This is a genomic window from Bradyrhizobium sp. AZCC 2289 (genome assembly GCF_036924615.1).
Taxonomy (GTDB): domain Bacteria; phylum Pseudomonadota; class Alphaproteobacteria; order Rhizobiales; family Xanthobacteraceae; genus Bradyrhizobium.
In genome coordinates this window covers 5025144-5048623 of the sequence record NZ_JAZHRY010000001.1, presented here as the reverse complement: position 1 = coordinate 5048623, position 23480 = coordinate 5025144, and the positions used below count along the sequence as shown (strand labels likewise).

Sequence of the window (23480 nt, the reverse complement as noted above, 5' to 3'; positions counted from 1 at the left end):
ATCTCGAGATTCCGGGTCTGCGCCTACGGCGCATCCCGGAATGACAGTGGGGGTGTTGGCCATCATCACGCACTCTTCTTCTCTGCAAAATGTTCGGCAAAAGCCTGCCGCAGTTCGACCTTGCGCAGCTTTCCCGTCGCGGTCATCGGCATTTCATCCAGTATCTTGATGAACTTCGGCACCTGAAAACCGCCAAGATGTTTGCGGCAATGCTCGGCAATTCCGGCTTCGTCCGCCTGCGCGCCCGGCTTCAGCTTGACGAAAGCGGAGACTGCCTCGCCCCATTGCGGATGCGGCAGGCCGACCACGGCGGCATTCTGCACGGCGGGATGCGCCAGCAGCGTCTCTTCGATCTTGACGGAGGCGACATTCTCGCCGCCGGACTTGATCATGTCCTTCTTGCGGTCGAGGAACAGCACTTCGCCATTCTCATCGATCAGCGCGAGATCGCCGGTGTGATGCCAGCCGAATTTGCGCGCCTCTTCGGTGGCCTTCGGGTCCTTGTAATAGCCCATCATCACGTTGGGGCCGCGGTGCACGAGTTCGCCGGCCTGACCGCGCGGCAGCAGATTGCCGGCGTCGTCCATGATCGCGGTCTCGTTGACGATCAGCGATTCGCCCCAGTAGTTGCCGAAGCGCGTGAGCTGCACCTCGGGCCGCGACATCGTGGTCGCAGGATACATTTCGGTTTGGCCGCTGGACAGCACGAAGTTCGGGCAGAGATCGGCGATCGCGCGTTCCAGCAGCGGGCGGCCCATCGGCGCCATGGTGTAGATGCAGGTCTTCAGCCCCGAGAGGTCGTATTCCCGGCGGCGCGGGTGATCGAGGATCGCCTGATACATCAGCGACAGCCCGACGAACACGGTGAGCTTATCGCGCACGATCGCTTCCATGCAGACCACGGGATCGAAGCCGCGCATCAGCGCCATGCGGCCGCCGACCGAGAGATAGCTTAGGAGCAGCACATGGCCGGCGCAGTGGAACAGCGGGAATTGCCCGGTGATGCCGTCGTCGCGTCCGAGTTGCATCTCGATGCAGTTGCTCATGACCGCCATGACGACGGCGAGATGGCAGTGCATCGCGCCTTTCGGGCGCGACGTGGTGCCGGAGGTATAGATGATCATCGCGAGATCGCGGTCGTCGAAATCGATCTCGGGCTCGATGTCGGACTGGCCGTTGATGAGATCGTTGAAACTCTCCAACCCGGCTTTGGCGGCGTTGCCGGTCAGATCGACCGCGATCAGATCCATGCCGCGCTTCTGCAGCGCGGCGCGGCGGTCGGCCTGCGCATGCAGATTATCGTCGATCAGCGCGAACCGCACTTCGGCGTGGCCGAGGATGTAGTCCATATCGGCCGGACCGAGCATGGTGTTGATGGGCACCCAGACCAGACCCGCGCGATGAATGCCGAACAGCGCTTTGACGAACTCGACCGAGTTGTTGCAGATCGTCGAGATTTTTTCGCCCGGCTTCAGCCCGCGCTGCACCAGATAATTGGCAAAACGGTTGGCGTCGCGCTCCAACTCGGTGAAGGTGACGCGCCGCGCGCCGTCGGTGACGGCAACGCGATCGGGAAACCGCGCCGCCGCGCGTTTCAGGAGATCGCCGATCGCGACGCGGCCGATGCGGCCCGGACCGGGGACGCCGCCGGTGGCGGTGAGGTTGGTCATGTCGATCCTCTCTCATCGTCATTGCGAGGAGCGAAGCGACGAAGCAATCCATTCTTCCTTTACGCGGCGAGATGGATTGCTTCGCTTCGCTCGCAATGACGGTTTGGCACTAATGCCTGGTCCCAAAAATCCGCCGCGCTTCCGCCGGGCTTGCGATCTCGCGGCCCGCCTTGCGCGCGCACGCTGCGATCGCCTCGATCAGCTGCCCGTTCGACGTCACCTTGGTGCCGTCGGCGAGATAGAAGGTGTCCTCCAGCCCGGTGCGGAGGTGGCCGCCGAGATCGGCGCAGCGCTGGTGCAGCGGCCAGATTTCGGCGCGCCCGATCGCGGTGACCTGCCAATGCGCTTCCGGCAGTTTGAGCTTCAAGAGGATCGGCAGCAATTCCGGATCGGCCGGCATGCCGGATGCGACGCCCATCACAAAATTATATTCCAGCGGACCGGAATACATGCCGGTCTGCCGATACATGCCGACGCAGCGGACGATACCGACGTCGAAGCATTCGAATTCCGGAATCGTATCCGCTGCCTTCATCACGTCGAGATAGTCCTGCACCTTCTCGACCGCATTATCGAACATCATCGGCGGCCAGGCCCAGGTGTTGTCGGCCTTCACTTTCAGATAATTCAGCGAACCGGCGTTGCAGGCCGCCATCTCCGGTTTGGTCTCGCGTACGCAATCGAGCGCGCCGGAATAGTTCGGCCCCGAGGTGCCGGTGGTGTGATTGATGATGACGCCCGGGCAAGCCTCGCGGATCGCCTGCTGAATCTCCCGGCTGACGCTGACCTCCCACGATGGCAGATGGCCCTTGTTCGGCGCCTGCTGGCGCAGATGGATATGCATGACGCTGGCGCCGGCGTCGAAGGCGGCCCTCGCCTCGCGCGCCATCTGTTCCGGCGTGACGGGAACGTGGTGCTGTTTCGGATCGGTCAGCACGCCGTTCAGCGCGCAGGTGATGACGGCCTTGTCGCTCATGAAATTCCTTCGATCTGCTCGTGTCTTGTCGCGGAACAGGAACGAGGATCATGCGTCCGACGCTAGCCGGCTTCTTGCGTCCACGCGCTATCGGCGCCAATGCGGCCGCTGCGGTAGATCGCCAGATCGCGCGAGCCGGAAAAGATCGCGCGCGGCTTCAAGCCGTAAAACCTTCGGATCGAGTGGCTGAAATGCGTGGAGTCGGGATAGCCGATATCCTGCGCGAGATGCGCGAGGTTGATGTCCTGGTTGGCGAAGTGCAGGAGATGCCGCGCCCGCTTCCAGGCACGGAACGAGCGGAACGAGATCCCGGTCTCTTCCTTGAACAGATGCAGGAAGCGCGACGGCGATAATCCTGCTTCCGTCGCACAGCTTGCCGCCGTCACCGGCTCGCCGTCAAATTTGCCGATCTGCGCGATCGAGCGCACCACGCGCGGATCGAGCGCGCGCTGCGATAACGCCTCGCCGAAACACATGGTGTCGAATTCGGCGTTCGACAGATCGTCGCTATATTGCCGATCCCGCAGCGCCGCATAGGCACCGCGAATCCGGTCGGCAAACAGATGGCGTTCCGGACCCGTGAGCCGCGCATCGAGCGCATCGAGCGCGCCGGCGCGGACGCTTTCAGGCTCGATGGCGACGCAGATCGCCGAGCGATAGACGCTGGCGATGGTGTGGCGCTGATTTGGTGTGGTGACGGCAAGCTCGCCATGGCTCTCGCGACCGGCCGCGGTGGTGAGGCGGAGGCCGCCCTTGATCGCGACATAGACGTGAAACGCGCCCGGGCAGCGCTCGCGCGGACGGCCGAGCAAGCCTGCGTAAAACACGCGATCGGGGGTGATCAGCATCAGATGGCCGGAAACGTGGCCCTTGGCGTCCATGGCAGGTCCTCCTGGGGCGGCTCTTTTGGCCGCTGCGCGAGGCAACCATAGCGTAAATCCGGCGCCGGACCACGTCATTCCGGGGCGCGAAGCGAACCCGGAATCTCGAGATTCCGGGTTCGATGCTTCGCATCGCCCCGGAATGACAGGCGAAATCAGGCGCGCACGCGCGGCGCCACGTTCTGCTCGAGCCCGGCCTTTTGTTCCGCGGCCACCGACCGCTGGTAGCCGTCGCGCGCCTGCAACCGCGCCCAATAAGCCCTGACGTTAGGCCCGAAATCCCTGGCCAAACCGATGTTTTCGGCCAGCCGCAGGGCGTAACCATTGACGATATCGGCCGCCGTGAAGCGCCCGGCGCACAGCGTCTCGGCTTTGCCGGTCGCGGCTTCGACCGCGCGCAGCCGGCCAAGGAACCACTTTGCGTAATCGCCGGCGACCTGCGGATTGCGCCGCTCCTCGGGTTCCAGCTGACTGTAGCGGAGCACCAGCGTTTGCGGAAACGTCAGCGTCGCATCGCTAAAGTACATCCAGTTCAGGAAGGCGCCATAGGCCGCGTCGTCGACGCCGACAACCAGCGACGTCGGGCCGTATTTGGTGCCGAGGTAATGGCAAATGCCGGAGGACTCCGTCATTTTGGTCTCGCCGTCGACCATGAAGGGAATAGTGCCGAGCGGATTGATCGCGAGATATTCCTTGGCGAACACCCGCGGCGGAAACGGCAGCATCTTGAGATCGTAGGGCAGGCCGAGTTCTTCCAGCATCCAGAGCGGACGGAACGAGCGCGCACCGTCGCAGTGATAAAGCGTGATCATCCGTTTCGTCCCCCTCGATAGTCCTCATGGTGAGGAGCGCGGCTTCGCGCGTCTCGAACCATGCGCAACACAACTCATCCTTCGAGACGGCGCAAGTGCGCCTTCTCCCGAGCGAACGCAAGTGCGTTCGTCCGGGGATGAGGATAACCTATTGTCTTTGGCCCGTTCCCGGCAGCGTGCCCATCATCTTGCATAGCACCGTCAGCATCACCTCGTCGGCGCCACCGCCGATCGAGGTCAGGCGGGTGTCGCGATAGGCCCGGCTTACCGGCGTCTCGTTCATAAAGCCCATGCCACCCCAGAACTGCAGGCAGGCATCGGTCAATTCGCGGCCCAGCCGGCCGGCCTTGAGCTTGGCCATGGTCGCAAGCCGCGTCACGTCCTCGCCCGCGACCAGCGCCTCGGCAGCACGATAGATCAGCGCGCGCAGCAATTCGACCTCGGTCTGCATTTCCGCAAGCTTGAAGTGGACGGTCTGGTTATCGAGAATCGTCTTGCCGAATGCCTTGCGGTTGCGGGTGTATTCGATGGTCTCGGCGATGATGAATTCATGCGCCTTGAGGCAGGCCGCAGCACCCCACAGCCGCTCCTCCTGGAACTGCACCATCTGATAGGTAAAACCCTTACCTTCGTCGCCGATGCGGTTGCGCTTCGGCACCCGGACATTGTCGAAGAAGATCTGCGCGGTATCGGAGGAGCGCATCCCCATCTTGTCGAGTTTTCGCGCGACCTGCACGCCCCTGGTTTTCATTGGAACGCAGATCAGCGACTTGTTGCGATGGACCTGCCCGTCGCTGGTGTTGGCCAAAAGGCAGATCCAGTCGGCCTGAACGCCATTGGTGATCCACATCTTGCCGCCGTTGATGACGTAATCGTCGCCGTCGGACCGCGCATTGGTCTTGATCGAGGCGACGTCGGAGCCCGCACCCGGCTCGGAGACGCCGATGCAGGCAACCGCATCGCCGGCGATCGCGGGCGCCAGAAATTCCTGGCGCACTTCATCGGAGCCGAACCGCGCCAGCGCCGGGGTCGCCATATCGGTCTGCACCCCGATCGCCATCGGCACGCCGCCGCATCTGATGGCGCCGAGCTCTTCCGCCATCATCAGCGCAAAACTGTAATCGAGCCCCTGGCCGCCGAATTCCACCGGCTTGTTGAGGCCGAGAAAGCCGAGATCGCCGAGTTTTTTGAACAGCTCATGCGAGGGGAACTGTTCCGCCTTCTCCCATTCATCGACGAACGGGTTGATTTCCGCCGCGATGAACTTCTGCAGGATGCGGCGCGGTTCGTCGTGGTCGGCGGTGAAGAGCATTTTTCTTCCTTGTCGTTTCGGGGCGGCGCGAAGCGCCGAACTACGATGTGCAATTGCACATCGGAGAACCTCGATATTGCTTAACTTATCTCTGGATTCCGGGTTCGCGCCGCGCGCGCCCCGGAATGACGGTGTTCTTCTTTCGCTCGTCTTGGCCGGGCATAGCCGTCCGAAGGACGGCGTCGCTTCCGCTCGCCTATGCCCGGCCATCCACGTCTTACTTTTTCACCGGCACCAAGAACGTGGATGCCCGGGACAAGCCCGGGCATGACGGAGAAAAACCCCTCACAGCCCCATCTGCCGGCTCGCAAGATCCTTCATGATCTCCTCGGTGCCGCCGCCGATGGCGTTGACCTTGACCTCGCGGTAGATGCGCTCGACCTTGACGCCGCGCATGAAACCGGCGCCGCCGAAGATCTGCACCGCCTCCGACGCGCAGAACGCCATGGTCTGCGTCGCCTGGTTCTTCATCATGCAGATCTCGGCAACCGGGCTCTCGCCCTGCCCGAGCCGCCACGCCAGCATTTCCAGCATCGCCTGCGACGCCGCAACCCGCTGCGCCATGTCCACCAGCTTGTGGCGGATCACCTGGTGCTGGGAGATCGGTTTGCCAAAGGTCTTGCGCTCCTTGGCGTAGGCGATCGCTTCCTCGACGCAGACGCGGGCGTAAGCGGTGCAGCTCGCCGCCATGCCCATGCGCTCGCTGTTGAAATTCTGCATGATGAGCTTGAAACCCTGGCCCTCCTCGCCGAGCAGGTTTTCGACCGGCACGCGACACTCGTCGAAATGCAGCGTCGCGGTATCCGACGCCCACCACCCCATCTTCTTCAGTTTGGTCCGTGACAGGCCCGGCGTATCACCCTCGATCAGCAGCAGGCTGACGCCACCCGCGCCTTCGCCGCCGGTACGCACCGCGACCGTCAGATAGTCGGCGCGCATGCCCGAGGTGATAAACGTCTTCTCGCCGCTGACGACGTAATGATCCCCGTCGCGGCGCGCTTTGGTGCGGAGATTGGCGACGTCCGAGCCGCCGCTCGGCTCGGTGATTGCCAGCGCCGAGATTTTCTTGCCTGCCAAAACCTCCGGCAGCACCCGCGCCTTGATCTCGGGGCGGGCGGCGCGCGCGATCGGCGGCGAGCCGATGGTGTGGCTCATCAGGCTTGCGCTGACGCCGCCGGCGCCGGCGCGCGCCAGTTCCTGCGAGGCCACGATCTTCATGAACTGGTCGGCGGCGACGCCGCCATATTCCTCGGGAAAGCCCAGCCCCAATAGCCCGATCTCGGAGGCTTTTGCGTACAGCTCGCGCGGAAACTCGCCGGCTTCGTCCCATTCGCTGGCAAAGGGTTCGATTTCGCGGGCCACGAAGCGGCGCATCACGTCGCGGAACGCTTCATGCTCCGCCGTATAGAATGGGCTTTGCGCCCGTGTCCGCTCCAGCATAGTGGCCTCCCTGGGGTCTAAATTGCCCTGATTTGGCCGGCGCAACTTGCGTTGAGCGGCTGACTTTTTCCATGCCGCGCCAGAGCGCAGCGTCGGCGGGTTGCGTCTCGCGTCCAGCAACTGAACGCAAGACGGATTCCTTAGGCTTGCCCTAGCCTGCGGCCAACAAAAATAACACAAAATCGGCGCTACGCCGGGAGGATCGAGCGTGATCAGATCGAGCAGCGTTGCCCCGACCGTATTTTTGGCGGCCTCCCTGTCGCTTGCCGCATGGACGCCGGCCGTGGCGCAGCAGCCGGGGATCACCGACACCGAGATAAAGTTCGGCAACATCATGCCGTATAGCGGCCCGGCCTCGGCGCTCAGCGTCACCGGCAAGGTGTTTGCGGCCTATTTCGACATGATCAACGAGAAGGGCGGCGTCAACGGGCGCAAGCTCAACATGATATCGCTCGACGACGGTTTTTCGCCGCCGAAGACGGTCGAGGCGACGCGAAGGCTGGTCGAGAATGACGGCGTCGCCTTCATGTTCGGCACCATGGGCACCGCGCCGAGCTCGGCGACCGCAAAATATCTCAACGGCGCCAAGGTGCCGCACCTGTTCCTGATCAGCTCGGCGTCGAAATGGAACGAGCCCGCCACCCAGCCCTGGCTGATGGCGCTGCCCTGGGCGCCCAATTATGTCGAGGAAGCCGGCATCGAGGTCCGCTTTGCGCGCACCAAAAATCCCAACGCGCGCTTTGCGATCCTTTACCAGAACGACGACGCCGGAAAAGATTATCTGCGCGGCGTCAGGCAAGCGCTCGGCGCCGACGCCGACAAGGCGATCGCGATGGCGACGAGTTTTGAGGTCGCCGATCCCACGGTGGATTCGCAGATCCTCACGCTCGCCAACACCAAGGCCGACGTGTTCCTGATCTACAGCGTGACGCCGCGCGCCTGCGCGCAGGCGGTCCGCAAGGCCTACGAGACCGGCTGGCGGCCGATGCGCTTCATCGCCTCTGGCTGCGCCAACAAGGACACCGTGATGGTGCCGGCCGGCCTCGAGGCAGCCAGCGGCATCATGTCGGTGGTGGCGCTGAAACCCCACACTCCCGACTCCAAAGACGCCGGGCTCCTCGCCTATGCGGACTTCATGAAATCGCGGTTGCCGAATGTCGATCCCGCCAACTTCGCGGCCGGCTATGGCTACATGGTCGCCCAGGCGCTGGTCGTGGTGCTGGAGCAGTGCAAGAACGATTTGAGCCGCGCCAACATCATGGCCCAGGCCGCCAACCTCAAGAACGTGTCGCTGTCGATGCTGCTGCCCGGCATCACGCTCAACACTTCGCCGACCGACTATCGTCCGATCAAGGACGGTTACATGGTCGAGTTTCGCGACAACCAGTTGACCGTCATCAGCGATTTGCTGCGCGGCGGCTCGTGAACGATGTCCGGCACTAGCCCCTTTAACCGGACATGCCGCCGACACGCCGAACTCGACGCGATTGACCCATAAGTGAAATACCGGCCGAGGTTGGAGGGACCGGCATGTCGCTCCAGCGGAATGCCTTATCATGAGATAATAACAGACGCTGAGATGCGGCGGCTACTTCCGCTTGGGGTTATCAACTGACCTGACGGCCCCGAAATCCAACTTCCGGTCTTCCCCGAACAACGGACATCATCAGACCGCCCCAGCATGTCTCAAAGGTGCCACTTTTCGGTCCTCGCGCGATGTCCGACTTGAGCCCGGAATGCGCACCAAAGCGGACGTCCGCCGACCATCTGAATTCATGGGTTCACGAGCAGTCATGACGCGTGATCAGGGTCATTCGGCGGGCGCGACCATCGTCGACGCCGGCAAGCGATTTGGAATGTGCAGAAACAGCGCGCAAACGATCGCAGCGATGAGGCCGAGCAAGGCGAGCCCGTAGAGTCCACCCGCGTAGCTGCCGGTCATATCTTTCATGATGCCGACATACCAGGGCCCGAAGAAGCCTCCGAGATTGCCGATCGAGTTGATCCAGGCAATGCCTGCTGCAAGTCCAGGGCCACTGAGGAACATGGGCGGCATGGCGAAGAACGGGCCCTTGGAGCCATAAAAACCCATCGCGGCGATCGACATTCCGACGAGCGCCCACCAGGTCCCCATCGTCATGCCGGCGATGACCAGCCCTACGGTCGAGAACACGCAACCGATGAACAAATTCCAGCGCCGCTCGTTCATGCGATCGGAAATGCGCCCCCACACCACCATGGCGATACCGCCGCAAATATAAGGGATCATGGTGAGCCAGCCGACCGTCATGTTGCTGTAGTTACCCAGCGACTTGATCATTTGCGGAATGAAAATCAGCATGCCCAGGCTGGCGGTGACGATGCCGACATAGTTCAACGCCAGCAGCAGCACCTTGGGATTATAGAGAGCCTGCCACAGCGTGAATGTGCGCACCGCCTCGGTGGCGCGGCGTTCGGCGGCGATCCTGGTGACGAGCCAGTTGCGTTCTTCCGCGGTCAGGAATTTTGCCTGCTCGGGGCGATCCGTGAGCACGAAAAATGTCAGCACTCCGATCGCAACGGTCGGGATCGCTTCGGCGATGTACATGACCTGCCAACCCCGCAGACCGAACAAGCCATCGAGGCCGAGAAGCCCGGTCGATATCGGCGCGCCGATTGCCACCGCGACCGGCAGACCTACCAGAAAGCCCGAAACGATGCGGGCGTGATGATGGCTCGGGAACCAGTAGGTGAAGTAAAGGATGATGCCAGGAAAGAAACCGGCCTCGGCGACGCCCAACAGGAAGCGCACGATCGCGAAGCTTGTCGAATTCGTAACGGCGGCGGTGCAGCCCGCAAGTATCCCCCAGGTGATCATGATCCGGGCGATCCATATTCTGGCGCCGATCTTTTCCAGGATCACGTTGCTCGGGACCTCGAAGATGAAATAGCCCCAGTAGAACATGCCGACGGCAAAACCGAAGGTGCCGGCTGACATGCCGATGTCGCCGCGCATGGTGAGGCCTGCGAAGCTCACATTGATCCGATCGATATAGGCAAGCACGTAGGACAAGACGGCAAACGGCAGCAGCCGCAGATACACTTTGCGCATGGTCGATCGTTCGAGCGTACGGTCCATTGTTCCCTCCCCCAGGGTTTCGTGGCCAGCCGAGCTTGTGCAGAAGTGTTTTTCTATCGGTACCACGCCGGAAAGGTTAGCTGCGATGCAAAACATGCGACAGCTCTGCTGTCACAACAAACGGCCGAGGCACCGGGCTTTGGTGTCGGCCCGACGGCCAGATGTGGCTGCGGCACCCTGAATTACGCGGCCGCGTGATCGAACCCATTTAGGGATCTCCAGTTATCTAAGGATCTCCAGTCATCGACAAGAGAGGTTCAACCATGAAGATCGTCGTGATCGGCGGCACCGGCCTGATCGGCTCGAAGACCGTCGCCATTCTGCGCCAGGGCGGCCACGAGGCCGTTGCCGCCTCGCCCAAAAGCGGCGTCAACACCATCACCGGCGAGGGGCTCAAAGCCGCCATGGCCGGCGCGCGGGTGGTGATCGACCTCAGCAATTCGCCCTCACTCGAAGACAGGGCGGTGCTGGAATTTTTCGAGGCTTCCGGGCGCAACCTTCTCGCGGCGGAGACCGCTGCCGGCGTCCAGCACCACGTCGCGCTATCCATCGTCGGCACCGACCGGTCGCCCGACAATGGCTATTTCCGCGCCAAGGTCGCGCAAGAGAAACTGATCGAGGCCTCCGGCATCCCCTACACCATTATCCGCGCGACCCAATTCCTGGAATTCCTCGGCGGCATCGCCGCTTCAAGTGCGGATGGAAACACGGTCAGGCTTTCGCCCGGCCTGTTCCAGCCCATCGCGGCGGATGACGTTGCGCCTGTCGTCGCCGAGGTGGCACTCGCAGCGCCGCGAAGCGGCATCGTCGAGTTTGCCGGCCCGGAACGAGCACCGTTCAACGAATTTGTTGCCCGCTATCTGAAGGCGATCGGCGACCCGCGCGAGGTGGTGTGTGATCCCGAGGCCCGATATTTCGGCAGCCGCGTCGAGGAGCATTCGCTCGTGCCGTTGGGTGAAGCGCGCCTCGGCCGCATCGGTTTGGACGAATGGCTCCGCCGCTCACGGGCAGTTGCCTGATCCGCGACCTCATACCGCGAGATCAGCGCCATTCACCATGTCATAAGCCAGGAGTTCAGCGCCCGTCTCGGTCGCATCCATGATCCGCTTGCCGATCAGATCGCGGAGCGTCTCGGAGGTGCCGCCGCCAAGCGTCCCGTAGCGCGCACCGCGATAGAGACGCGATACCGGAAATTCGTCGGTGAAACCGAATCCGCCGTGCAACTGAATCGCCTCGCTGGTGACCCGGTTGGACATTTCGTTGCACGTGATCTTGGCCACCGCCGCCAGGAAAGCATCGGGAAACGGATTAGCGGTGATACAGGCGCGATAGAGGATGCTGCGGGCCGTCTCGATCTCGCGGTACATCTCTGCGAGCTTCCACCGCACGCCCTGATAGTCCCCGATCGCCTTTCCGAACACCGTTCGGTCCCTGACATAGTTGCGGGCTTCATCAAAAGCCCCTTCGGCCAGCCCAAGCGATATGCTCGGATTGAGGCAGCGCTGCGTGTTGAAGGCGTTCAGCAGCTTTCGAAAGCCGTCATCGCGAACCACGAGATTCTCCAGCGGCAATTCGCAATCGTTGAACTGGATCTCGTGGAGGTTTTCGCCGCCCATCGTGTGGTAGGTCCCGGTCACCTCGAAACCCGGCGTGTCGGGCTCCAGCAGAACGCAGCCGATACCCTCGCGGCCGGGCTTGCCGTCGATCCGCGTGAAGATCACGAACATGCCGGCCTCCCTGGCCCGGCTGATCAGCGTCTTTGTCCCGTTGAGAATGACGCGGTCACCCCTGATGACGGCGTTGGTCCGGTAGTTCGCGACATCGGTGCCGGCATGCGGCTCGGTCATGCAGACGGCCAATATGCAGTCGCCGGAGACCACCTTCGGCAGGATTCGCTCGCGAATAGCGTTGGGAGCGTAGGTCGCGATCACCCGGGTCTGAACCCCGGCCTCACCGAGGGTGGCCATTGCGGTAACGTAGCAGGTCTTCGCAATCTCCTCGAGCACCAGCGCCGTATCAAATACCGGCAAGCCGAGGCCGCCATATTCCTCGGGGACCGACATGCCGAGCACGCCGATATCGGCGAGCTTCTTCATGTTTTCCCAGGGGAACGTGCCATCCATGTACTTTTGCGAGTTTGCCTTGAACTCTCCCTGAGCGAGGTCACGCACCGCTTCTACCATCCGCCGTTGCTGTCCGCTGAGTTGGAAGTCCATTGCTTGTCCCTGAAAATGGCTATGACCCGAAAATGCCTGTCGCGGATACGACGATTATAGGTCATTTTCGGTACGCGGTTGCCATATCATCATGCGCCGGGAGAAACCTGTCATGATCAGGAGTGCAGCTTTGCTTGCCGCAGCGCTTGTATTCACGAGCCCGGCCGCGCGCGCGCAAACCTATCCGTCCAGGCAGATCACGCTGATTATTCCATTTGCGGCAGGGGGCTCGAACGACCTGGTCGGCCGCGCCATCGGCAAGAAGCTGACCGAGGCGTGGGGGCAGCCGGTGGTGGTCGAAAACCGCGCCGGCGCGGGCGGCTTGATCGGCACCGCGGCCGTCGCCGCGGCGCCGCCGGACGGTTACACGCTCTTGCTGGTGTCGCCGACGTTTTCGATCAGCCCGGCGATCAGCAAGACCATGCCGTTCGACACGGTCAAGGATTTTACGCCGGTGGCCTTCATTGCCCGCGGGCCGCTGCTGATCACGGCATCGAACAAGCTCCCGGTGCAATCGGCCAGGGAATTGTTCGCTCTGGCGAGGAGCAAACCGGGCCAGATCACCTTCGCGTCGGCCGGTCTCGGCAGCATCAATCAGATTTCGACCGAGCTCATCGCGCTTTCGGCGAGCGTCAGGTTCACGCACGTTCCCTATAAGGGCGGCGCGCCGGCGCTCAACGATCTCGTCGGCGGCCATGTCGACATCTTTGTATCAAGTCTGCCGCAGGCGCTGGAGCTCGTCCGAAGCGGCCAGGCCAAAGCCCTTGCGGTGACAAGCGCCAAGCGAACGGCGCTGCTGCCGGATGTGCCGACGCTCGAGGAGTCGGGGCTATCAGGCGTCGATCTGGGGTCCTGGTGGGGCATTGCCGGCCCGGCCGGGATGTCCGGAGATGTCGTCAACGCGCTCAACGCGGAGATCGGCAAGATGCTGACCTCACCCGAATTCGGCACGTTTCTCAGCAATGAGGGCGCCGAAGCCGAAGCCATGACGCCGCGGCAATTCGGAGACATGATGCGTCTGGAAACCGAGCGCTGGATCAAGGTCGCGCACGAGGCGAATATTTCGATCGACTAGCGCCGTGGCGGTGCCTGCATCCGGCATGGCGCAGGCGCCCTCCATCAGCCGGCACTAGCCTTTCTTCGGCGACCAGCCATAAGCCTTGGCGCAGGCTCCGCCCATCAGCATTGCGCGCTCGGTGTCGCTCAGGCGGTCAGTCTTGCGGAACGGTTCAACGGCCTGCTCGTAGCTGACGACTGCGAAAGCGCGCGTCCAGTCCGTGCCCCACAAGCAGCGATCGAAACCCCAGGCATCGAATATCCGAGCAAGCGGATCCCAAATGTCTGGATACGGATACGGCTCCCGGGACAGCGTGCAGGCGCCGCTGACCTTGATCACGGCGTTCGGGCGCCTCGCGAGTTCCAGCACCTTCGGAAGGTCGGCCCAAGGCTCGGGCGGCGCGGGAGGTGTGCGCGGCTGCAGGATGCAGAGATGGTCGAGGATGAATCGCGTATCGGGATGGCGATGGATGATCGAAGCGCCCGCTTCCAGATTGCCCCAGCACAACATGTTGACCGGAAAGTCGTGGCGAACGGCCGCGCGTGCGATCCGGTCGAGGCCCGGATGGTTCGGATCGCGCTTGGCCTCCTTCGTCATCATGATGCGGATTCCGACCGTGCCCGGCGTATTCTTCCAGTCGGCGATGACATCGGCCACCGCGGGATCGTCCGGGTCGACCGGCTTGACGATCGCGAGGCGGCCGGGATGGGCTCGTTGCACTTCGACGGCATAGCTGGCGTCGTATTGGTACATGGAGAAGGCGGAGATGAAGATCGCGCCGTCGACACCGACCTTGTCCATCGCCGCTACCATCTCGTCGCCCGTGACGTGAGCGGGCCAGTTCGGCACGCTGTGCCAGGGCCGCTTCGGCGTGTTGGCCTCATAGGCGTGGACCTGGGAATCGATAATCGGCATCGGAGCAGTTCCTTATGTCTCAGGCTTTCGGACATTGCGGCAGGTTCAAAGCTCCGCCGTTCGGCGGCTTCAAACCGATTGTATCGCGCCGCGCGTTGGCCGCGCCGCGATCGGTATGGTCAGGCCGCTACCTCAATCGCGTTGCCATTGACGCGGGTCTCGCCCTTCAAATTGTCGACCGTCACGTATGTGTCGTACCAGGTGAGGCGAGGCCGGACCCCAAAGCGTTTGGTCAATTCCGCCACGCGCTCCTCTGTAAACCAGGCTTGCGCCGATTCCCGGCTGTCCCAGAGATAAACACCGCCGCTGCCATTTTCCCCATTCAGGTAGTCCTTTCGGATCAAACCTCTCCTGGCAAGGCCGCGATAGATCGGCGCGGTCGAAGTGCCTCCTTTCACCGCCTGCTCCTCCGTGCGCTTTGGTAAATCGAACTGAACGACAACGATGCAATTGGGCATGGATGGTTCCTCGCGTTAAGTCGGCAATGATATCATGCGTTAATTCGGGGACACGGTCAAAAAGCCGACCTCGCGGCGATGACCGCTTTGGCGAAAAGTGGACGTTCGCCGTAGTCGCGATGAGTGCGGAGTGCCAGAACCGGCCTTTGCGTACACCGTTAGGGCGGTGGGCCCGCGTTGCGACACCGGGTTGCCGCGTTTCAGCGCGCTTTCAAGGGAAGGACAAAGATCTGGCCGGGATATATACGATTTGGATCTCGAATCCGGTCTCGGTTTGCTTTGTAAACGACCGCGTATCGCGTACCCACGCCGTAGGTGACACGGCTGATGCGCCACAGGCTGTCGCCACGAGATACGACCGTGGTCGTAATCTTGGGCTCGACCACGGGGGACGATGAGCCTCCATCTGACAGACGGGCGGCAGCAGTTGCGCGCGGCAGCTCTGAAATAGCAACGTCCTGCCGCTTCGCAATACGCAGAGGAGGTGGCGAGAGCGGGCGCGCTTGAGACGACCTGGTGACGCGATCCAGTGATAATCGATTGGTCGCCGCCGTCTCTGGAACATTCAACGGCACCTCAGCGCGCGATCGGTTCACGCCGGAACTGGACTCTGTCTCGGCTAACGCGACCGCCACGCCTTGTTTGGATGTTGCCATGGTGCCGTCAGGCGATCTGGACCTCAACGTCAGCTCGTATTCCCCAAGAGGCAGGCGGGGAGGGATCATAACGAATTGTCCAGATTGATCTGCGGTCGCTCCATCAAGGCGCTCGCCGTTTCGCAACAGTTCCACAATCGCGCCTGGCGCTGCCCTGCCAGCGATGACTGCGTCGCCCGTTCGCTCAATGCGGGCAATGTCGAAGACGGGCACAGACCCGTCGCTGACCGGCGGGGATGGCGAAACGGCAAGTTCAGCTGCCACGGCGTTTGCGTCAGCTTGCGCTGTTGCGAGCGCCGCCGAGCTCTCATCTCGAGCGCTCGATGCAGGTGACGAAACCGTAGGCGCCGCGGTTGCCGCGCTCGTTTCAAGCGGTGGCTCGCGCCGTATGTCCGTGATGCCGAAGACAAGGGCTGCACCACATGCTGCAACAAGCGCGAGAGACGGCACGACTATTCGGCTCATCGATGTGGCAGTCATATTTTACGCGATCCTCAGCCAGATCATCACCAGCTGACCCTGCGCTGATTTTTTTCACTCATCAAGTCCGACTAACCGGATATTCTATCGGTCAGTTTTGCTGACCAATGCAGATTGTGGAGAAACGCGGATAGGCCGTGTGAGCCCTCGCGACCTGTGCAGAAGCTTGACGTCTGCCTGTGGCCCAAAGCGGCCAGCCAGCGGGAAATCGCCGCCGAACTGCGAAAAGGACGATCGCGGCTAAGGGCGCTTCCGCACTGCCCAAGTCGATATCCCGTGCGGCGAGCGCAGCATCGCCACGCTTGTGAGTTCGTCGTCCGCCGCTATTTTTTGCACATCTGTTTGGACCGGGCGTCGAACCTGGCTACAGGCCTATCCGTCTGCCAAAGCTCCACGTCATGGCTGTCGACGAGCCGGCTGGCGGATTTGATGGCGGACTCATCATCAACACAGTCCAGTTGAACCACGCCAATGGTTCGGTCGTGTAGCCCAACGATATATGCACAATAGATCGGCATCTTGGCCTCCAAGCAGCGCGAAATGCCTCATGGGCGAATTGCCGGAAATCCCACGCGCAGGACGACGCGAATACGTCAAATGCGCAATCGGGACGCCGGGCCGTTCGTCGGAGACACGCCCCACGGTCGATGAATGCTTGCCTGGAAGATGACCGCGAGAGTGTTTGAATTCGAGGGGATTCGCCTTGTCCTTTTCTAAAAGCGGAATAGTGCAGCCCAGTCGCAGATATCCCTCCGAAGCAGGGAGTGGCTGTGGCGAAGGCTATGCTCATGGCGACCTTATGCGGCTCATATAAAACCGAGATTGCAGCGCTCTCGAAATCAAATCTCGCCCGGAAGATATTAGCCCATGTGAGTCAAGCCATCTCGCATGACACGCCGTCTGCAGACCTGCGAAACGGAGTAATCGGCAGCACGGAAGCCTTGCCGCTTCGCAAACGATTCGATCTCCACAAGGCCCCCGGTCCGCGCCTGACGGGCGAGAACGAACGAAAGCAGGTGAGTTATGTCTTCCCCTCAGGTCACCACTGGCGACAGAATTATTGATCCGATGATCGCGCTCGCGGGTTGCTCGACGCGCCAGCGCGTCGTGGTAGCCGGCTCGAAGAGCATGGAATTGATGCTGGAGTTGCACCGGCGTGGATATTTGCTGGCGGCTGCGGCGGGCAATTGCGGCCGTCCAACCGGTCAGTACGACGTTGCGCTTGTGGATTGGCGGCGACGCACGCTTCGCTCGCTCGAGACGACGATGGACTGGTTGATGAATTTCCTCAGCCCTCGCGCTGTGCTGGTTGTTTGGGTTGACGCACAGAAACCAACGGCGAACGAAAGCCTTCGCGCCTCTGTGGCGAAACGCGGCTTCGTGATCGTGCGCGGCGCCGTGCATGAATGCGGTTGCGCGCCTTTGGCGCGACGATCGCAGGACTATCCGGTCCAAAAGGCGGCGTAGCGCGCCGTTCGATGATCGGAATAGCCTCGAAAGGGAATCCAGATGGCCAAGCCGAAGGCACGACGTGCCATTATTCGCGAGTGGATGGCACTTGCGCGCGAGCAACGACAATCGGGCCAGCAGGCACTGGCTTTTGCAAAAGCCGCGATCCAACGACACAGCCTGCCGCGCAGCCACCGAACGCCGCATGACGTAATCATAGGATGGCTGCGACCACGCACCGGACGACCCTGATTTGAGGCAAGAGGTTACCCGGAGGCTGCGAGTGTGTTTTGGGCTGCTTCCGGCGCAAAACGGTCGTTTCGCAAGCGAACCGGAAGCAGTTGGGCTGTGCACTTAGATTTGAATCGCCTCCCAACAGCCGGCCGTCTATGGTGTGCTTATGTCGCGCTTCGTGTTTTTGTCGATTGCTATCGTCCTATCACTGCTGCCGGTCGTCGCGCCGGCTGCGCCGGCTCATAGCCGGCCGACGCCACGCTGGCACGGCTACGGCTTCCTGCCGGGATATCATCAGCCACCGAATAACAGCCTTCCAGCTTACGCCCAGAGAGCTTCGGTTTCGCGCATGGCGCGCCACAACCGGCGCCCTTGGTATATCGATCCAGTCCCAAGTTATTACGGGTACGATGGCGACTGGCACTATTTCGGCCGGCCTGGCTTTTACGGCGGTCGCTACAATGGCGGCAGCTTTGGCCCTTGCTGGACGCGGACGCCGATCGGGCCGAGCTGGAATTGCGGCTGATCAAGCTATTGCTTAAAGACCGCGCGCACGTGCATCCGTTTGCCGGCAAGGGCGGCTTATGCAAAAAGCGATGCTGCGGGCAGCGGAGCTGCACGCAGCATTTGGCCAAAGTCGTTCCGGTTGGCTGAGAGAACGCCTAACGCCCTTCCGGCCCGCGATGATGTTCGTCGTCGTTATCATCCCCGTCCGGCTTGATTTGGGGATCGATGCAGGCAAAGTTTGCGGCGTCATTCGTCAGCCCGGCGCCCTGATAGGCCGCAATTTGCGGGTAGGGACACAGCGGACGGGTTCCTCCGGTCGGAAAATTCCTTGCGACCTGCGGATCAAACAGTCCGCCAGGTGGGTACGGCGAGCTGGTGTTCCTGTTAGCCGCCACGATGCGCTTGGGCGCGACGCCATTTTCGACCCAGGCCGTGATGGCGTTGAGTTCGTTCTCGGCAAAGCTGTCGGTGGCTGCGCCGCCGCCGCAGTGAGCCATATTGGGCACCATGAAGAGCCTGGCGAAATCGCTGGCGTCGCCATTCATGCGCCGGTTCATTTTCCGATACCAGCGAGCGATGGCAGCTCCCGAGAAGAGCCGTCATTCACAGAGGAGGAAATGATCAGCTTGCCGCCATGGCGCTTGAATGGGCTGAGATCGGTCGACACCGCGGCCATGAAGTCCATCGAGCTTTCGGGGTAGGCCTTGGTCTCGGTGAAGATGTTCGGCGCGTCGGTGTCGAAATTGAAGTGGAACACATAGGCTTCCTGCCCGGCAGGTCCTCCGATCGGCGTCACAACAGGAGGCGTCTGGAAGATCATCGGCAATGCTCCCGCCCCCAGCGTGAGATTGATAGCCGTGTTCACACCCGGGACAGGTGCCGTGACGACATTCCAGGCGCCCCAGCCCGCACCGCCGGCGGTGGGTGGCGTCCAAATTCCGGCATCCCAAAACCAGTTTGAGTAGAGCCGTTCGCCATCCGAGTTGACCGGTCCGGCGTATATCTTCTTCAGCGCGCCGACCTGGGCCGAGGTCAGGCAGGTGCCACCATGGGGCGTGCTGCCATGCGGTCCAATCCCGCAGGTGTAGTTTGCAAGCGCCGGGAACACCTTCTTGTTGGTGCAGGCATGGTAGTTGTCGATGATGCCGTCCACCAACCCGTCCAGCGCATCGCAAGCACTCAGGATAGCGGCGGAGGCGACCTGGAGGTCCTGGGGCGGAAAGGTATCGGGAATAAAGGGTTGCCCGTTGGCGTCCTTGCTGGTTGCCAGAGTACCGAGCACCTGCTCGTTCCAGGCCTCAGCCAGGCCTGCTTGCGGCAGGTTGAAGCCGGGGTTCTGTGAAATGACGCCGTCGAACAAAAATGGGAATTTCTGCGAGGCGACCATGGCATCGCGACCGCCGTTCGAGCAGCCCATGATGTAGGAGAAACCCGCCTCGAGGCCATAATACTGGGCGATGATCTGCTTCGAAATCGTCGCCGTCTTTTCAATGCCGTTGTAGCCGTAGTCGCTGCGGGCCTGCGCGTCGATTGCGAAATGTGCCGAGCCTCCGGCATTGGCGTCGTCGTCCTGATATGAACCGAGCAGGCTGTTCGGGCTGTCTTCGTGGCCGCCGTCATCGGCTGCTACGGCCCAGCCCTGGGCGAGTTCGACGCCGGCTGCGCCTGTTGGATCACTGCGCAGGCTGCCGTCGGTGCCGCCGCCGCCCATCATCTCGAAACGGCCATGCCAGGTGTTGGGAAGGTTGAGTGCAAAGCCGATACCGTAGGTGAAATGATCGGGATCCTGCGTGCTGGTCCGCTTGTTGATGATGCCGATGACGTTGCAATAGCCCGACTTTTGGGTCGCGCTCAGGATCTGGGCGTTCGGCAGCGTGAGTCCCGTAAGACCCGCGCAGGACGCGCGCGGGGCTACACCCGATGCCGGCAGCGCGCCGGCCACGCCGAGCGACGCCCAGCTTGCTGCAATTGTCGATGCCAAGAGTAGTCGCTTCATAGACACCTCCCTCACTTCGTTATGCTTGATCAGAACCGGTAACCACTCGATGCCGCAGTCGCCTTTCGCAAGACGGTCGGCGGGATCAATGAAAATGTCATCGCAGGTTGAGGGCCTCGACGCGCGGCCTTGCAACGTCGCACCGAATTCGATTCCTGCATGGCGGTGGAGGGGCGTGCGCGATCGAGGTCATTTCGCGACAATGCCGCGAAATGTTGCACGGGGCAGCGCCCACTGATCGTGGAGGGCATGGACGTTCTCTCCCATCGAGCTGCTCTTTTGGGGCGGCAGCGCTTCGCGGTCATTGACCTGGTGGCTATCAACGTAGCGAATGCCATGTAGCCTTGTCAACATCGGTGCCTGATTATTGGACGGTTGGGTCGCGCCGCGAACGAAGTCTTGCAGTGACCCGTGAGACGGAGGCTCGATCCCGGCAACCGTAAACCCCGACGCCACATTCGCTTTTCGATCGGAGGTGGCTGCGATAGACTGAAACGAATCTCGGGACTTCGGCTCGGTGGAGCAGACTTGCATGAAGGTCGTTTAGCGATGGAGCCGGAAAACCCGCCCGCCCGGGCCGGGACTGCCAAACGGCTGCGCCGGATTGGCATCAAAGCGAAGCCTTCAAGACCGAAGCCTCGAAAGCAGCAGCCGAGAACGTCGGTACGCGTGAAGCCGGTCGCCCTGGGTAGCTTGTCGCAGTCGCTCGGTTATCGAATCCGCCGGGCTCAATTGTGGGTCTTCAAGCAGGTCAGCCGAAAATTGGCTGCGCTTGACATCAGCCCTGCGCAATACTCCGTTCTATGCGTCATCGATGCCAATCCCGGGGTCAATCAGCTCGCCATCGCGCAGGTCCTGTCCATCGAACGCGCGGGTCTGGGGAGACTGGTGGACCACCTCGAGCAGCGGGGCCTGGTGGGGCGCACCGCCTCCGCGATCAACCGACGCTACTACGTGTTGCACCTGACGGACGCGGGCACGAATTTGCTTGCCCGACTCCAGTCGGGCGTCGCCGAAGCCGAAACCGATCTGGCCAAGAAAGTCGGAGCACGCGCCTATCGGCAATTGCAGCAGGCGCTGTCGATCTTCTTGAATGATTAGTTGCGATCTGCTCTGAGGCGACAGCCGAGCCAAAAACGCCGCCAAGCGATCAGCTTTCCCGAAGGCGCGATTCTGAGCGACGCTGCCCCATTATTGCGGAGAAATAGCTGGAGCGGGCGAAGGGAAGCGAACTTTCGTATGCACTTTCGGAAGTTACATACGATGCGGCTCAGCGATGCGGAAAGACAATCGCGATGGCCGCTCATGGCGCGAAGCGGCCGTTCATGGGTAGTCAGAGTTCGTAACCGTTGGAGCAGCGGTCATCGCCAGTGCGCGCGGCGCGGCCAAGGCTCGCCCAATACAACGGGCATCGAGCAACGCGCCTATGTCTGCGTTGAGCTGCCCTTTTCACGCCCCGTTCGCCTACGACGCCGGCCGCAGCCGCGATGGCGAGGCAAGGCCTGCGAGCAGCACCGCCAAAATGCCGGTCAGGAATATGCCGTCAAATGTCCCTGCGCCACCGATGGAAGCGATCGGCGCGCCAAGGCTGCCGATCTTGTCGAGATTGAGAATATCGGCGCCGATCAGCGTTCCCATGGATCCGCCGATATAAGCCAGCGGCGCTGCATATTCGCGGGAGAGGACGAGGGCAAGGATCGCCGTGGCCACGACCGGCACAAAGACCGGCACGGCAATGCCAATACCGGCCACTGGCGTCGCCGTGGAATGAACAATGAAGGCGATTACGGCGACAGCGATCGCTGCCCTGGGCCAGAGCTGATAGCGAAGCACGAGATAGGCGGACATCAATGTCGGAATCACCGCACCGCCGACATTCACAGCCAAAATGGTGCTGGGCGAAACCACGAATGGCACCACATAGCGCATGCCGAAGAAGTCGACGATTTGCCCCGATCTGACCGGCGGACCGGGCAGCACGGTGATCGGAAGATTGAAGTAGCTTCCGATCAATGAGCCGAATAGGAGAAGGAGTGCGACCCCCGGACCTACCCCGAGCCGCATATAGGCATATCTAAGGATACGGAGTTGGATCAGGATGACCAGCGCCAATGCCAAAAAAACCAGGATCGAAAAAAATCCCGGAGTTAGCGGCAAATAGTGAACTTGGGGATCATCCATGAGATCGACGGCTTGGTTTGGTTCGGGCAGTGACGGCGCTAGGTGGCCGCTACAACGTCACGCCAAGCGAGCACGGCGGCAAGGTGGGTGACCGGGCAATGACGCTGTAGGGCCATTGCTTAGGTAGGATCGCCGCGCGTTCTGTCGCCTCACAATGTTTTGCGTTGGGATTGATCGCGGGCAACACCCAGGGCCAGGCACGTGCACTAACGCGCACCATTCTCGCGGCCGTCATTCAAACCGCGCCGGTTTTCGACCTCGTTTGCGCCGGTCGCGACTCTATGTAGACCTGCTGCCCACGCTCAATTCGAAAACCATTTTGCTGCCGAACGCGGTTGGTAAATCAACTCGCTTCGCTGGAGCGGCGTACGTCACGCGGTGGCAAGGAAACGATCGACCATAGCCCGGGCGCTCATGATGACGTGGCGAACGTGGTGGCCGGCGTCGCCGCTGCGCGGTCAATCGGCATACGGTCAAGGTGACGGAGCCGAGGCTTTAGCTGCACTGGCGATTTTCTCGATTGCACACCGCTTCATTGACCTTCGCCACTTGGGTGTAAGCGTCGACCGCGTGAGCTACAAAGATACCAGCGCTAAACAGGGCTAGAAATGCCGCAACTGCTTCAATCAATTTGGACGTTCCTTAAGGTCAGTGGCAACGCGCCAGCCCAGAAGCATCAACATCCCCGGCAGATCGAATTTATCATTTTGTCGATATTCGCGTCTTCAGGGTCGATAGCGGGCTTGGTATCAAGCAGGGGGCGGCCCCCGCCATCCGAGGAAAGCGCTGTGCCCGACGAGTTGGTGCCGGGCGCGGCAGCGGTGGTGCCGAAGGCGCCGCCCATCATGGACATATGAGACGATCCCATGCCGTGCGCTCCTCCCATGCCGCCGCGGGCAAACGCCGCGGTGGTTGAAAGGCCAACGCAAAGGGCGATGCAAAGAACGGAAAGCTTTTTCATGCCGAGACTCCTCGTTGGCGCCCGCCGGCGGGCGGCTCTGAAGGGATTTCGATTGCGCCGACCCTCGACACCGCCGCGGAAGTGATCATCCTCGCTTTGTCGCTATCCTGCGAATCGTTGCCTGGGCGCAAGTCGTTGAGGATACCAGCCGTACCCACGAC

At 61.8% G+C, this 23480-nt stretch carries 22 protein-coding genes; 8 read left to right on the top strand and 14 right to left on the bottom strand.

Translation table 11 applies throughout. From position 1 onward, the window contains the following. Positions 1-65: 65 nt before the first annotated feature. From V1289_RS24055 to V1289_RS24030, 6 genes are all read right to left on the bottom strand, one after another. Complete coding sequence (locus V1289_RS24055; RefSeq protein WP_334399385.1) at positions 66-1670, bottom strand: AMP-binding protein; 1605 nt, start codon at positions 1668-1670, stop codon at positions 66-68. 109 nt (positions 1671-1779) lie between these two features. After that, positions 1780-2646, bottom strand: coding sequence for a 3-keto-5-aminohexanoate cleavage protein (locus tag V1289_RS24050; RefSeq protein ID WP_334399383.1), 867 nt, complete (start codon positions 2644-2646; stop codon positions 1780-1782). A gap of 62 nt (positions 2647-2708) precedes the next feature. Continuing rightward, positions 2709-3527 (bottom strand): helix-turn-helix domain-containing protein, encoded by an 819-nt coding sequence (locus V1289_RS24045; RefSeq protein ID WP_334399381.1) that lies wholly within the window; start codon positions 3525-3527, stop codon positions 2709-2711. A gap of 155 nt (positions 3528-3682) precedes the next feature. Continuing rightward, entirely contained in the window at positions 3683-4339 is a 657-nt protein-coding gene (locus tag V1289_RS24040; RefSeq protein ID WP_334399379.1) for a glutathione S-transferase family protein, read from the bottom strand. A 148-nt stretch (positions 4340-4487) separates the two neighbouring features. Beyond that, positions 4488-5651, bottom strand: coding sequence for an acyl-CoA dehydrogenase family protein (locus V1289_RS24035; RefSeq protein WP_334399377.1), 1164 nt, complete (start codon positions 5649-5651; stop codon positions 4488-4490). A gap of 285 nt (positions 5652-5936) precedes the next feature. Beyond that, a complete protein-coding gene (locus V1289_RS24030) occupies positions 5937-7091 on the bottom strand; it encodes an acyl-CoA dehydrogenase family protein (RefSeq protein ID WP_334399375.1) in 1155 nt (384 codons plus the stop codon). A 208-nt stretch (positions 7092-7299) separates the two neighbouring features. On the opposite strand from V1289_RS24030, the gene V1289_RS24025 reads away from it, so the two are divergent. Further along, on the top strand, positions 7300-8517 hold the full coding sequence (locus V1289_RS24025; RefSeq protein WP_334399373.1) for an ABC transporter substrate-binding protein: 1218 nt from the start codon (positions 7300-7302) through the stop codon (positions 8515-8517). A gap of 384 nt (positions 8518-8901) precedes the next feature. Here the strand turns inward: V1289_RS24025 and V1289_RS24020 are convergent, their stop codons facing one another. After that, positions 8902-10209, bottom strand: a complete 1308-nt coding sequence (locus tag V1289_RS24020; RefSeq protein WP_334399371.1) for an MFS transporter — start codon at positions 10207-10209, stop codon at positions 8902-8904. Positions 10210-10472: 263 nt separating this feature from the next. Here V1289_RS24020 and V1289_RS24015 point away from each other — a divergent pair, with 263 nt between their 5' ends. Further along, a complete protein-coding gene (locus V1289_RS24015; RefSeq protein WP_334399369.1) occupies positions 10473-11228 on the top strand; it encodes an SDR family oxidoreductase in 756 nt (251 codons plus the stop codon). 9 nt (positions 11229-11237) lie between these two features. Here V1289_RS24015 and V1289_RS24010 read toward each other — a convergent pair whose 3' ends face one another. Next, positions 11238-12425 carry an acyl-CoA dehydrogenase family protein gene (locus V1289_RS24010; protein WP_334399367.1) on the bottom strand — a complete coding sequence of 396 codons (1188 nt, stop codon included), beginning with the start codon at positions 12423-12425 and terminating at the stop codon, positions 11238-11240. A gap of 112 nt (positions 12426-12537) precedes the next feature. On the opposite strand from V1289_RS24010, the gene V1289_RS24005 reads away from it, so the two are divergent. Beyond that, the gene (locus tag V1289_RS24005; RefSeq protein WP_334399365.1) at positions 12538-13500 is read left to right on the top strand and encodes a Bug family tripartite tricarboxylate transporter substrate binding protein; all 963 of its coding nucleotides are present in this window, start codon (positions 12538-12540) and stop codon (positions 13498-13500) included. Between the two features lie 54 nt (positions 13501-13554). Here the strand turns inward: V1289_RS24005 and V1289_RS24000 are convergent, their stop codons facing one another. Together V1289_RS24000 and V1289_RS23995 are read right to left on the bottom strand one after the other, a co-directional pair. Continuing rightward, positions 13555-14397 (bottom strand): amidohydrolase family protein, encoded by an 843-nt coding sequence (locus V1289_RS24000; RefSeq protein ID WP_334399364.1) that lies wholly within the window; start codon positions 14395-14397, stop codon positions 13555-13557. 119 nt (positions 14398-14516) lie between these two features. Continuing rightward, entirely contained in the window at positions 14517-14855 is a 339-nt protein-coding gene (locus V1289_RS23995; RefSeq protein ID WP_334399363.1) for a monooxygenase, read from the bottom strand. A gap of 852 nt (positions 14856-15707) precedes the next feature. Here V1289_RS23995 and V1289_RS23985 point away from each other — a divergent pair. From V1289_RS23985 to V1289_RS23970, 4 genes are all read left to right on the top strand, one after another. Beyond that, positions 15708-16028, top strand: coding sequence for a hypothetical protein (locus V1289_RS23985; protein WP_334408011.1), 321 nt, complete (start codon positions 15708-15710; stop codon positions 16026-16028). Positions 16029-17014: 986 nt separating this feature from the next. Continuing rightward, on the top strand, positions 17015-17458 hold the full coding sequence (locus V1289_RS23980) for a hypothetical protein (RefSeq protein WP_334399362.1): 444 nt from the start codon (positions 17015-17017) through the stop codon (positions 17456-17458). Positions 17459-17840: 382 nt separating this feature from the next. Next, positions 17841-18200: a hypothetical protein gene (locus tag V1289_RS23975; protein ID WP_334399361.1), complete on the top strand. Its 360-nt coding sequence runs from the start codon at positions 17841-17843 to the stop codon at positions 18198-18200. Next, the gene (locus V1289_RS23970) at positions 18155-18328 is read left to right on the top strand and encodes a hypothetical protein (RefSeq protein ID WP_334408009.1); all 174 of its coding nucleotides are present in this window, start codon (positions 18155-18157) and stop codon (positions 18326-18328) included. The genes V1289_RS23975 and V1289_RS23970 overlap by 46 nt, the downstream gene beginning before the upstream one ends. A gap of 8 nt (positions 18329-18336) precedes the next feature. Here the strand turns inward: V1289_RS23970 and V1289_RS23965 are convergent, their stop codons facing one another. Both V1289_RS23965 and V1289_RS23960 read right to left on the bottom strand, forming a co-directional pair. Beyond that, on the bottom strand, positions 18337-18738 hold the full coding sequence (locus tag V1289_RS23965) for a tannase/feruloyl esterase family alpha/beta hydrolase (protein WP_334399360.1): 402 nt from the start codon (positions 18736-18738) through the stop codon (positions 18337-18339). Continuing rightward, positions 18735-20177, bottom strand: a complete 1443-nt coding sequence (locus tag V1289_RS23960) for a tannase/feruloyl esterase family alpha/beta hydrolase (protein ID WP_334399359.1) — start codon at positions 20175-20177, stop codon at positions 18735-18737. Before V1289_RS23960 ends, V1289_RS23965 begins: the two co-directional genes overlap by 4 nt. A 528-nt stretch (positions 20178-20705) precedes the next feature. Between V1289_RS23960 and V1289_RS23955 the strand changes: the two genes are divergently transcribed. Further along, positions 20706-21278 (top strand): MarR family winged helix-turn-helix transcriptional regulator, encoded by a 573-nt coding sequence (locus V1289_RS23955; RefSeq protein WP_334399358.1) that lies wholly within the window; start codon positions 20706-20708, stop codon positions 21276-21278. A gap of 363 nt (positions 21279-21641) precedes the next feature. On the opposite strand, the gene V1289_RS23950 is transcribed toward V1289_RS23955, so the two are convergent. After that, entirely contained in the window at positions 21642-22358 is a 717-nt protein-coding gene (locus V1289_RS23950; protein WP_334399356.1) for a DUF1614 domain-containing protein, read from the bottom strand. A 676-nt stretch (positions 22359-23034) separates the two neighbouring features. Next, on the bottom strand, positions 23035-23319 hold the full coding sequence (locus V1289_RS23945; RefSeq protein ID WP_334399354.1) for a hypothetical protein: 285 nt from the start codon (positions 23317-23319) through the stop codon (positions 23035-23037). Between the last annotated feature and the right edge of the window lie 161 nt (positions 23320-23480).

Excerpts from the sequence above, each read along its gene's own strand:
- V1289_RS24055 (WP_334399385.1), bottom strand. The coding sequence starts at position 1,670 with ATGACCAACCTCACCGCCACCGGCGGCGTCCCCGGTCCGGGCCGCATC.
- V1289_RS24050 (WP_334399383.1), bottom strand. The coding sequence starts at position 2,646 with ATGAGCGACAAGGCCGTCATCACCTGCGCGCTGAACGGCGTGCTGACC.
- V1289_RS24045 (WP_334399381.1), bottom strand. The coding sequence starts at position 3,527 with ATGGACGCCAAGGGCCACGTTTCCGGCCATCTGATGCTGATCACCCCC.
- V1289_RS24040 (WP_334399379.1), bottom strand. The coding sequence starts at position 4,339 with ATGATCACGCTTTATCACTGCGACGGTGCGCGCTCGTTCCGTCCGCTC.
- V1289_RS24035 (WP_334399377.1), bottom strand. The coding sequence starts at position 5,651 with ATGCTCTTCACCGCCGACCACGACGAACCGCGCCGCATCCTGCAGAAG.
- V1289_RS24030 (WP_334399375.1), bottom strand. The coding sequence starts at position 7,091 with ATGCTGGAGCGGACACGGGCGCAAAGCCCATTCTATACGGCGGAGCAT.
- V1289_RS24020 (WP_334399371.1), bottom strand. The coding sequence starts at position 10,209 with ATGGACCGTACGCTCGAACGATCGACCATGCGCAAAGTGTATCTGCGG.
- V1289_RS24015 (WP_334399369.1), top strand. The coding sequence starts at position 10,473 with ATGAAGATCGTCGTGATCGGCGGCACCGGCCTGATCGGCTCGAAGACC.
- V1289_RS24010 (WP_334399367.1), bottom strand. The coding sequence starts at position 12,425 with ATGGACTTCCAACTCAGCGGACAGCAACGGCGGATGGTAGAAGCGGTG.
- V1289_RS24005 (WP_334399365.1), top strand. The coding sequence starts at position 12,538 with ATGATCAGGAGTGCAGCTTTGCTTGCCGCAGCGCTTGTATTCACGAGC.
- V1289_RS24000 (WP_334399364.1), bottom strand. The coding sequence starts at position 14,397 with ATGCCGATTATCGATTCCCAGGTCCACGCCTATGAGGCCAACACGCCG.
- V1289_RS23995 (WP_334399363.1), bottom strand. The coding sequence starts at position 14,855 with ATGCCCAATTGCATCGTTGTCGTTCAGTTCGATTTACCAAAGCGCACG.
- V1289_RS23985 (WP_334408011.1), top strand. The coding sequence starts at position 15,708 with ATGTCGAAGACGGGCACAGACCCGTCGCTGACCGGCGGGGATGGCGAA.
- V1289_RS23980 (WP_334399362.1), top strand. The coding sequence starts at position 17,015 with ATGTCTTCCCCTCAGGTCACCACTGGCGACAGAATTATTGATCCGATG.
- V1289_RS23975 (WP_334399361.1), top strand. The coding sequence starts at position 17,841 with ATGTCGCGCTTCGTGTTTTTGTCGATTGCTATCGTCCTATCACTGCTG.
- V1289_RS23965 (WP_334399360.1), bottom strand. The coding sequence starts at position 18,738 with ATGAACCGGCGCATGAATGGCGACGCCAGCGATTTCGCCAGGCTCTTC.
- V1289_RS23960 (WP_334399359.1), bottom strand. The coding sequence starts at position 20,177 with ATGAAGCGACTACTCTTGGCATCGACAATTGCAGCAAGCTGGGCGTCG.
- V1289_RS23950 (WP_334399356.1), bottom strand. The coding sequence starts at position 22,358 with ATGGATGATCCCCAAGTTCACTATTTGCCGCTAACTCCGGGATTTTTT.
- V1289_RS23945 (WP_334399354.1), bottom strand. The coding sequence starts at position 23,319 with ATGAAAAAGCTTTCCGTTCTTTGCATCGCCCTTTGCGTTGGCCTTTCA.